Source organism: Stieleria sp., from assembly GCF_041595215.1.
Lineage (GTDB): Bacteria > Planctomycetota > Planctomycetia > Pirellulales > Pirellulaceae > Stieleria > Stieleria magnilauensis.
Genome location: NZ_JBFHKV010000187.1, coordinates 1 through 10167, shown reverse-complemented (window position 1 = coordinate 10167; position 10167 = coordinate 1). Strand labels below are relative to the sequence as shown.

The 10167-nt window shown below is 59.2% G+C and carries 8 protein-coding genes and 1 pseudogene; 8 read left to right on the top strand and 1 reads right to left on the bottom strand.

Annotation, left to right across the window (positions count from 1 at the left end):
• Window positions 1-2424, top strand: a pseudogene (locus tag ABX749_RS09730) (hypothetical protein); the annotation flags it as partial.
• Between the two features lie 404 nt (window positions 2425-2828).
• Complete coding sequence (locus ABX749_RS09725; protein WP_372895806.1) at window positions 2829-3554, top strand: hypothetical protein; 726 nt, start codon at window positions 2829-2831, stop codon at window positions 3552-3554.
• Window positions 3555-3645: 91 nt separating this feature from the next.
• Here the strand turns inward: ABX749_RS09725 and ABX749_RS09720 are convergent, their stop codons facing one another.
• Window positions 3646-4638, bottom strand: a complete 993-nt coding sequence (locus tag ABX749_RS09720) for a peptidoglycan-binding protein (protein WP_372895805.1) — start codon at window positions 4636-4638, stop codon at window positions 3646-3648.
• A 298-nt stretch (window positions 4639-4936) separates the two neighbouring features.
• On the opposite strand from ABX749_RS09720, the gene ABX749_RS09715 reads away from it, so the two are divergent.
• The 6 genes from ABX749_RS09715 to ABX749_RS09690 form a co-directional block, all read left to right on the top strand.
• Window positions 4937-6469: a rhamnulokinase family protein gene (locus ABX749_RS09715; RefSeq protein ID WP_372895804.1), complete on the top strand. Its 1533-nt coding sequence runs from the start codon at window positions 4937-4939 to the stop codon at window positions 6467-6469.
• A gap of 29 nt (window positions 6470-6498) precedes the next feature.
• Window positions 6499-7125 (top strand): 5-formyltetrahydrofolate cyclo-ligase, encoded by a 627-nt coding sequence (locus tag ABX749_RS09710; protein ID WP_372895803.1) that lies wholly within the window; start codon window positions 6499-6501, stop codon window positions 7123-7125.
• 50 nt (window positions 7126-7175) lie between these two features.
• Window positions 7176-8177, top strand: a complete 1002-nt coding sequence (locus ABX749_RS09705; protein WP_145223097.1) for a ketoacyl-ACP synthase III — start codon at window positions 7176-7178, stop codon at window positions 8175-8177.
• 178 nt (window positions 8178-8355) lie between these two features.
• The gene (locus tag ABX749_RS09700; RefSeq protein WP_095737078.1) at window positions 8356-8916 is read left to right on the top strand and encodes a YqgE/AlgH family protein; all 561 of its coding nucleotides are present in this window, start codon (window positions 8356-8358) and stop codon (window positions 8914-8916) included.
• Between the two features lie 13 nt (window positions 8917-8929).
• Window positions 8930-9712: a metallophosphoesterase family protein gene (locus tag ABX749_RS09695; protein ID WP_372895802.1), complete on the top strand. Its 783-nt coding sequence runs from the start codon at window positions 8930-8932 to the stop codon at window positions 9710-9712.
• On the top strand, window positions 9712-10167 hold a 456-nt coding region (locus ABX749_RS09690; RefSeq protein WP_372895801.1), incomplete at its 3' end, for a hypothetical protein. The genes ABX749_RS09695 and ABX749_RS09690, both read left to right, overlap by 1 nt.

Sequence of the window (10167 nt, the reverse complement as noted above, 5' to 3'; positions counted from 1 at the left end):
GCGGCCGGCGACGTGAAATTTTGGGCGCCCCACGCCGAGTTCTTTGATTCTCCCCGAGCCTACTCGCTGGTGATCTCGGCGCTGTTGGAACGCTACGACTTCCTGCCCTCGATGGCACTGCTGATTCACTGGCTCGGTAACGCCAACGAAATCGGACTTCGCCAAGGCGGTAACTCGTTGCCGCGGTTGGCCGAACGCTGGCTGATGAGACTGCGTGGCCAGTTCGACGACGAATCCCAAGACGATGCCCAGCGGGCCGGTTGCGAGCCGTCGGAGATTTGGCCGTTGGCGCGGAAGTGCTTCGATTACTTGGAAGCCAACGCCGAAGACTTTTGGTCGGCCCCCCAATTCGAACTCGCCGACAACGCAAAACCGCCGCGCGACTGGGAACGCGAACTCGCCGGCGAAACCCCGGACGAGGAAGACGACTCCGAATCCGGTGGATTGTATGATGCCGCTTACGACGGCGTTTCCTATCGCGACACCACCGACGACGGAGTCGACGGCGCCGTTTTCGAGTATTCCGGCGACGGAAGCCGCGACGAACTGGAAGCCGAATGGAAACGACTGGTCGATCGGCTGACCTTCCTGCAGTCGCTCGCCCGCATGTGGTCGGTCGCTGCCGATATCGTCATCACCGACGACCAAGACGACGCCGAACGTGCCCAAGACCAACTGGTCGCGCTTCGCGATTGGTCCCAACGGGCCAAGGTCAACCGGATCGGATTGCTGGAACTGCTCGATGCCGTCCGCGAATACAAGATCACGCCCGGCGGCAGCGACAAGGAGTCGATGCGAGACTACGATCGCTCGCGGGTGCTGCGTGATTCGCTGATGGAACGGATCATCGGCACGGCGGTCGAAATGTCCGACGCGCGGCGATTGATCTGCGGCGCGATCATCGCCCATGTCGGCCGCCACGAATCGCTCCGTCGCGATGCCGAGCACAGCGAATCGTCGACCGATCAGGTGGCCGGCGAAGAAGCGGGCCTGGACGAGATGTCCGCCGACGACGTCCAAGCGGTCAAACTGTATGCGTCCTTGATCGCCGGCGATGTCGAATCAACTCGCAAACTGTTTCCCGAATACGTCGACGCGATCAGCCGCGAAAACCTGCTGTACATTCCAATCTCACGCGGCGGCGACCCGGTCAAAATCTATTTGGCCCGTTTGCGTCAACGTGTGCTGCGTCACCTGATGCACTGGCTGCCACGTCGCGGGCTGGTCAGCGAAGCGTGCCGCTTGATCGAAGTGTCGCGTTTGATGGAACAGCAAAACAGCGTCGGCATCGGCGCGGTCACGGAATTTGACAGCTTGTTCCGCGACGGATTCACGGCTTTGGTCGACGCGTTGACCGCCGCGGTGCGCCAAGACCGTGACTACGAAGAACTCAACCGAGACGAAACCGCGATCGGCGAAGTCCTGATTCCGCTGGTCGAACGATTGACCGAAACGATGCTCGGTTCGTGGCTCGCCCACAGCCAAACGCTGCGTTTGTCACCGCTCGAAACCGTCAACGATCGGCAAAGCTGGGAACGATTGGTCGAGTTCATCCGCCGCTACGGTGACCCGATCTTCACCCAAGTGTTTTTGCAACTCGGCAACGTCCGCGCCATCTTGCACCAAGGCGTCGCCGACTGGCTGCAACGGGTGATCGATGAGGACGACGCCCAGATCGCCGACATGCAATTGTTCGAGGATCTGCGGAGCGGAAAGCTGTCGATGAACCAGGCCAATCGTTGGATCACGCTGGTCTACGAAACGCTGATCGATCATCACGCCGAATACCAAGATTACAACAGCACGACGACGCAAAGCGACCGCGGCGATCTGGTTTACATGTTCATGGACTTCCTGCGTCTGCGGGCCAGCTATGAACGCATCGCGTGGAACCTGAAACCCGTCATGTGGGCCCACGAAGTCCTGGTCGGAAACGGGCTGGAAAACGCGGCCATGATGTGGCGCCGCAGTCTGAGCGAACGGATCGGCGCCGAAGCCGAAAAGTTCGTCATGCGGCTTCGCAAGATGCAAAAGAACTACTCGATGCGAATGCCCACCGTCGCCGACCGCATCCTGGAACGCTTCGTCCAGCCGATGACGATCGCGCGGATGCGCGCCTTGGTCAAACCCGCCATGCGGGATGCCGAAGCCGGCCGAGAGAGTTCGCGATTTGAATTGCTGGAAGAAGAAGCCGAGTTGCTCGCCCGCACGCCGACCGGCGCCGGGTTGGACGTGCCTGCTTGGCTGGCGGCACTGGAAGAAGAAGTCGAGCAACTCGCCAAACGCAGCGCCAGCAGCGAGATCGATCCCGAATCATTGATGACCATCCCAATCATTCCGCTGGCCGTCGATGACCTCAACGACCAACTCGACATCGCCCAATCCCAAGGCCGACGACTGCCACACATGCGGTCCAAAGAGTAGCAGCCTAGACCCCAACATCGGTTGTGCTAGAAAGCCGGCAGCTGATGGTGTGCCGGAGCGACGGGAGACGACTTTCGCTATCGACTCGATCTTCGTGCCAACGACGGAGTGTTGGTCAAAAAATAGGGTGGTCAAAAAATGAAGTGGCCCAGCTCGTCGGCAACCATCCGGTCCAGCACTCTCATCGTTTGACCCATTCATTTTTTGACCCAATGCCCTCTCAATCCCGGAGCAGGAAAAGATCGCCGATCAACTCCTGTCAGAGATTTCGAAAATCCGCTGACACACCGTTTTAAGAAACTACAATCAGGCAAAGCTAAGTCGCCACGCAGCCCAAAACGTCGCCGGAAACCCGCCGGGATTGCCTTCGGAAGGCTTCATTTTTGTTCAGCAGTAACATTCCAGTGCCAGAAGACACACCTCCACGCCCGACAACGGTCACGATCAGTCAGCGAACGCCTTGGTTCCTTGCCCTGATCGCGGCAGTCTTTCTGGTGTTGACCGCAACGGCCCATCTGATGCTCGGGCCGGGGACAGCGTCCCTGATGGGATTTAGACAGCTGGTTGACGTGGATGCCGAGGGCAATTTGCCAACCTGGTTCGCTGCCGCGCTGTTGCACCTCGCTGCGCTCTTGGCCTGGTCGATTTCGATCAAAGACGCACCCGAAAATCGACTCAGCTGGCAGGCGATCGCGGTCTTGTTGTTGCTGATGGGAATCGATGAAGTCGCGTCGATCCACAATGCGCCCAGTCGCATTGTCGGTGAGCTATTCGGCAACCGCAGTGGCATCATGATGAATGCTTGGGTCATTCCAGCCGCCATTCTCTGTCTGCTTGTCGCCGTTTTCTTTGTCCGATTCTTGAGCCGACAGCCGAAGTGGCTGGCCGTCGGATTGATCACCGCCGCAGGACTTTTCGTCTTTGGTGCCATCGTGCTGGAAATGGCTAGCACCTACGTCGAATACGAAACGGCGGGTCACGATTACGATGGAGACAAGCACTACTCGTTGACCTTTGAATTGATTGCCGTTGGCGAAGAACTCTTTGAATACGCCGGCGTCATTCTGACCATCAGCCTGCTATTGCGACGCGGCCGTGAAGTGAACGCGGAAATCGGTTTGGCCGTTTGATGAATTGCCGAAAGTCTTGGCGATCTCCGTTATCTTTTGGATCCTCATTCCTGACGTGAGTAAAGCTTGACTGCCATGTCCCAAAACGACCTTAGTGCAGATGCACCGGGATGTGTGGCCTGAGTTTTGGTTGGCTCTTCAACAGTCGTTCACGTCCGAAATGGACATGTGAAGTAAACACCGCATAGTTGTCCGCATTGCGCATCCGCTGCTTGTGCGTCAGGTTGAAGATCTTTTCTCGATAGCAGTGGTCTCTGATGTACAGAAACGTTTCATCGTCGATGAAATGAAACAACTCATGCATCAGAATGTGGGTGAACTTGTCCATCACCGGTTTGCTCATTTTTTGACACACGTAGATATACGCCGGATCGGATCCTGGACTGCGTTTGTTTTTCTTGGTTTCTGTGCGGGGAACGTACGCATAGTAATTTTTGCCAAGCGGATCGATGGTGAAGATCGAGATTCCGGCAGGATTCGAGCCTGTCAGTGGGATCGGGGGAACCTGGAGCGCAGCGTAGGCCCGCCGGAGCGTGGTTCGAATGAGGCCCAGTTCGCTGAGCGTTTCGGAGTCTGACAGCTTGCTGAAATCGAAATAGAGATCGGCCAATTCGTAGTTGCGTTTGGAGGTAAACAATCCCTCTCCCAGACGCACATAGTCGATCGCGCCTTCGATCGTACGCCGCGCCTTAAGCGACATTTGATTCAAATCCGGCATCGCAGTGACGACCTTGGCAAGCAGCGCGGCATTTTGAGCTTTCATGCGATGCTTCGGAATCTCATTCATCCGTTTGAGTGTCGGCCCGTGCGGGTCGACACGGCCATCACTGCCGGTCCGTTGAAAGCGTTGGAAATCAAGAATCGCTTTGTTCGTTTTCGGACCGATCCAGCCGTCCTCGTCTAACGCGATCACAGGACCGCCGTCCTGCGGACCAATCAAGTTGAGAAGCCGTTGAATCGTGCGGACGTCGTCGCGGTCATTTCGACCGCCCTGTCCGACCGACGCGCCGATGTCCCAAGCCGAGACGCCCCCTTCAAAAATGTGCTCGACACACTCGCGACCGGTATTGGCAAGAATTTTCATCGCTCAGCTCATGACTGCTCGTGGCCAGAAGTCAACACGCCCGCGAATTGGCCGCGGTTGATCCACTGATTACCCGGCACCTCATTGTCTCGCACGGGGCGGAAAAACGCGAACATTTTCTTGCCGGTCTTGGCGAGAGGATCCGAAGAGAATCGACGCCTGTCTGCAGGCCCTGAGCCCGCATGCGGCCGGAGACTGCTACTCGGGGCGCGCACAACGTTTTATATTGACGCAATTCCCACGCCGGACCTGGAATTCTGCACACCTACTCCCTCTTTTCCCCCTCTGAGCCACTTCCATGCCCAACACATCCGTTCACTTGGCCGTCGACTTAGGAGCCTCCAGTGGCCGCGTGATTGCCGGACGCATCGACGGCGGAAAACTACAGCTCGAAGAGGTGCATCGTTTCGCCAACGATCCGGTGATGATTCAAAATTCGCTGCAGTGGAATGTTCACGGCTTGTGGGCCGAAATTCTGGAAGGTCTGCGGATCGCGGCGACCCGTTTCGAGTCGATTCGATCGGTCGGCGTCGATACCTGGGGCGTCGACTATGTCTTGGTCGACGAAAACGACCAGATCGCATCGCCGATTCGGCACTACCGCGATGCCCGCAACAACGGCATGGTCGAACGCGCCTTTGAGATCCTCGGTGGTGCCGAAGAAGGGCGTCGACGGATGTTCGAAGCGACGGGATTGCAGTTCATGCAAATCAATTCGGTCTTTCAACTGCTTTCGGCCGTCGAACACAACGAGCGATCGATGCAAATTGCCGATGGCTTCATGATGATGGGCGACTTCTTTCACTGGTTGCTCTCGGGCAAACGCAGCATCGAAGCCACCAACGCCTCCACCAGCCAGATGCTCGATCCCCGAACGGGCCGGTGGCAGACGGAGATGATCGAAGCACTCGGCATTCCGACCAAGCTGCTCGGTCCGGTTTCCTTGCCCGCGACGACCTTGGGCAATGTTCAACCCTCGGTTGCCGAAGCGACGGGTTTGAAAGATGTCGCTGTCGTCTTGCCGGCCACGCACGACACCGCCTCGGCGGTGCTCGCGGTGCCGGTCGACGGATTCGCGCCCGAAAAGCCGGACTGGTGCTACATCAGCTCCGGGACCTGGTCCCTGATGGGCTGTGAATTGGCGTCACCACGGGTCACCGAACAATGTTCGGAATTCAACTTCACCAACGAAGGCGGAGTGGGCGGCAGCACGCGTTTGCTGAAGAACCTCGGCGGCTTGTGGATTTTCCAACAGCTTCGCAAGTCCATGCAACGCCGCGGAAACGAGGTGACGTGGGAATCCATGGTCACCCAAGCCGAGTCGGCGGCACCGTTTCAGTTGCTGATCGACCCGGACCATCCCGACTTCGCCGCTCCGACCGACATGCTCGATGCGATCGACGGGTTTGCGACGAAAACGGGACAGCCGAAACCGGATGCCGAAGGCGGCTACTATCGCGCCTCACTGGAAGGCTTGGCGCTGCGGTACCGAGTCTGTTTGGGCATGTTGGAGCAACTGGTCGACAACCGCATCGAGACGATTCATATCGTCGGCGGCGGAACGATGAATGAGCTGCTGTGCCAGATGACCGCCGATGCCTGCAATCGAACCGTGATCACCGGGCCGGTCGAAGCGACGGCGATCGGGAACCTGTTGATGCAAATGGTGGGCACCGGCGTGATCGGCAGCGGTAATCCACAGGAGCTGACCACCGCCGTGCTGCAGTCCCGCAAACTGGTGCGAGAGAGCTTTGCGGTGAAGACCTATACCCCACAAAATGCAGCCCAGTGGGACGAGCCCGCCGAGCGCTTCGTCGGCCTGGCCGATTGATGCCTCCGGCTCCGCGGGAGAACCAGCCGATGGGCGCCCCAACGAAAGATTCGATCCGACGCGCAGCCGCCGCTGCACGACGCGAACAAGGGGACAAAGAACGGCTCAGCCGCCAGATCACCGATCGGCTGCAGTCGATGCCGCAGTATGCCGCAGCCGGCTGCGTCCTGTGGTACGTCCACGTGCGGGACGAAGTCCGCACCGAACAGGCGTTGCAGCAGACGCTACGGGGAACGCGGCAGTCGGGCAAGAGGATCGTGGTGCCGTATTGTGTCGGCGAGGACCTGCATCTGTTCGATTTGCGAGGGTGGGACGATCTGTCACCCGGGGCATTCGGCATTTTGGAACCGCGTCCCGAGATCCGTGGCCGAGCGGACCGTTCGGTTGCCGCGACGGAATTGGATTTGATCGTGGTTCCGGGCGTTGCCTTTGACCCCGACGGGGGGCGGCTGGGGCACGGCCGCGGATTTTACGACCGTCTGTTGGCCGGCGTGCGGGCTGAAACGGTGCTCGTCGGTGTGGCCTTTGAGTGCCAGATCGTGCCACACGTCCCGCTGGACGATCATGACGTCTCGATGGATTGGGTGGTCACCGAGAAGCGTTTGATAGGCTGTCAGGGCGATCCCCGGGTCCGCGCTGGCGGCGAACATTGGTAGGCTTTCCTTTTGAACGTCTTTATTCACTTGGCAATTTTAGGATGCCGTCTGTGCCGTACGCCCAAATTGGCCCTATCGCCGTTCACTTCCCGGAAAAGGTAGAAACCAACGAGGAGCTTCAGCGGGAATTCCCGAGATGGGATTTGGCCCTGATTGAAGAGAAAACGGGGATTCGCCAACGCTACATCGCCGCCGAGGGCGAGACATCGAGCGACTTGGCGGTGGCCGCGGCCGAGAAACTGTTCGCGGAACAGCAAATCGACCCGAACTCCATCGATTTCCTGCTCTTTTGCACACAAACGCCCGACTACCCGCTGCCGACGACCAGCTGCCTGATCCAGGATCGGCTGTCGCTTCCGACGCACTGTGGGGCCTTGGATTTCAACCTCGGCTGCAGCGGTTACGTTTACGGACTGGCCGTCGCCGACGGTCTGATCCAAAGCGGGGTGGCCAAGCGAATTCTGTTTCTGACTGCAGAAACGTACACCAAATACATCGACCCGGCGGACCGCAGTTTGCGAACGATTTTCGCCGACGGAGCCGCGGCGACGTTGGTCACCGCCGGCGACACGCCCTCCTTGCGAGGGTTCAAATTCGGCAGTGACGGCAGCGGTGCGGACATGTTGATCGTCGGCGACGGCGGCGCCCGCCCCCCCGAAGACGCGATCCCACCGCGACATCGCAAACGCTGGAAAAGCCGGCTGTACATGGACGGGCCGAGCCTGATCAGTTTCACCGTCGACGCCGTGCCCCAATTGATCGACCAGATTTTGCAACAGGAGCAGCTGACCGACGCCGATATTTCGCAATACTTAATGCATCAGGCGACCTGGAAAATGCTCGACGAATTGCGGATCCGACTGGATCTGGCGCCCGAGCGGCTTCCGATCGAATTGGCGGACATCGGCAACACCGTCTCGTGCACGCTGCCGATCCTGATCGACCAGCTCCGCAAGTCTGGTCGACTGGACCGCGAATCCGTTAACATGCTGATCGGCTTCGGCGTCGGCCTGTCCTGGGCAGGCTGCGTCTGGCAAGATCTGGCGGGCTGAACGGGTAGGCGGAACGGGCGGACTGAATCAGGCGGGGAGAGATTGGCGGATTTGAACTGCGGATTTGAACTGCGGATTCGATCTGCAGGCTGAACAATGGCGTTGTGACCGTCACCCGAGAAACGACCATGTCTGGTCCACAAAGCATCGGGTCGGACTGAACAGGTAGCATCCAACCATGGTCGAATTTTTAAGCGGAAAACTGCTCATCGCGTCGCCGTATTTAAACGACCCGAACTTTCTACGCAGCGTCGTCTTGATTGTCAGCCATGACGACGAGGGGGCGTTCGGCCTGTCGCTCAATCGGCCCACCGACCAGCGGCTCAGCGAGATCGTGGAACTGTCGATGCCGCAGGGTTCGGTCCGCGACGATGACTTGATTTTCGAAGGCGGTCCGGTCGACGGCCCGCTGTTGGCGCTGCACGATTTGGTCGGCATCGGATCACCGGTCGGCCAAGATTCGTCCGGATTGTGGCTGACCGGTGACGAAGACCACCTGCGGTTACTGTTATCGCGTGTCGATGCCCGCGTCCGGTTCGTGTCGCAGTATTCGGGTTGGGGCCCGGGTCAATTGGATCACGAAATGCAGTGCGGGGGCTGGTTGGTCGGCGTGGCCAATGCCGACGTGGTGTTCGAGGACCCGGAACAGGTTTGGGAGTCGGCGGTCAAACGCTGCGGCCACGAAATCCTTTCTTCACTCTCGCCCGGATTGCGTTTCAACGATCCGTCGGTGAATTAAAGCGGTCGGGCGAATGCGGCGTTTTGTAATCGGAGACATTCACGGCTGCGACAAGGCTCTGCGAACGCTGATCGAATGCATCGCGCCGGAGCCGGACGACGAGCTGATTTTCTTGGGCGATTACGTCGATCGCGGACCGGACAGCCGCGGCGTGATCGACCAGCTGATCGAACTGCAATCGCGTTGCCGTGTCGTCGCGCTGCGTGGCAACCATGAGATCATGCTGTGCGGCGTCGCCTTCGGCGGGCTCGACGGTGAGATGTGGTTGTCCGCCGGTGGCAAGGCGACCGTGACCAGCTACGGCGGATCGCTCGACAAGATTCCCGCCGCCCACAAGAAGTTTCTGCTGTCGTTGCTGCCGCACTACGAAACGCCAGAGTCGATCTTCGTGCACGCCTGTTACGATGCGCGAGCGCCGATGGACGAGCAGCCCGAAGAGTTGCGTTACTGGACCCACCTGAACACGACACCGGGCCCGCACTTTTCAGGCAAGAAAGTCTTCGTCGGGCATACGCCCCAACCCAGCGGCATCGTGCTCGACCTAGGCTACCTGGTCTGTGTCGACACCTATTGCTTCGGCAACGGCTTCTTGACCGGCATGAACGTGGCCACCAATGAAATCATCCAAGTGGACAAGAAAGGATTCCGTCGGCGAGTCCCGGCGGCGGCGTTTTTGCTCTTCGTTGCCGATTCGTTCAAATTCGTCCACCGATTGATCACCAAACGTCGCCCGATGAAACTGCCAATCCCCGCCGAACCTCTCAACGCGCCGAAACCCGGCGATCAACCGGAGTGATGAGCAACACGCCACCAGACGGCGCAGCAGAGGGTTCCACTGCGATGCCGACACGCTCCGGCGGCATCGCCGTCGCGCCCGCGCCCGCGCCCTTGCCCACGCACGATCCACCCGGCCCGTCGCGAGCGACAAAAGCGACCGTCGATTCGTTTCCCCGCGTCGGCTATCAACCGCGTTCGGGCATGATCGTGACCGGCATCGCGTTCGTGTTCCTCACCGTCTGGTTGACCACGCTGTTGGATGCGGGCACGACCGAAACCCTCGTCGCGACCGCTGCGAGTTGCTTTCTGGTCGGCACCGCGCTAGTGATCAACAACCTGCTTCGTTGGGAGAACGCGGAGAACGCCTACGAGAAACAACGCATGAGTGCGGAGACTTGGAACGCGCGATTTCGAAAGCTGCATTCTGAATCGACACGCACCGGCGCGGTCTTGTCTCACATGTCCGATGGGATC

Coding starts and splice junctions, on each gene's coding strand:
- ABX749_RS09720 (WP_372895805.1), bottom strand. CDS start 4,638: ATGAAAATTCTTGCCAATACCGGTCGCGAGTGTGTCGAGCACATTTTT.
- ABX749_RS09695 (WP_372895802.1), top strand. CDS start 8,930: ATGCGGCGTTTTGTAATCGGAGACATTCACGGCTGCGACAAGGCTCTG.
- ABX749_RS09710 (WP_372895803.1), top strand. CDS start 6,499: ATGGGCGCCCCAACGAAAGATTCGATCCGACGCGCAGCCGCCGCTGCA.
- ABX749_RS09715 (WP_372895804.1), top strand. CDS start 4,937: ATGCCCAACACATCCGTTCACTTGGCCGTCGACTTAGGAGCCTCCAGT.
- ABX749_RS09700 (WP_095737078.1), top strand. CDS start 8,356: ATGGTCGAATTTTTAAGCGGAAAACTGCTCATCGCGTCGCCGTATTTA.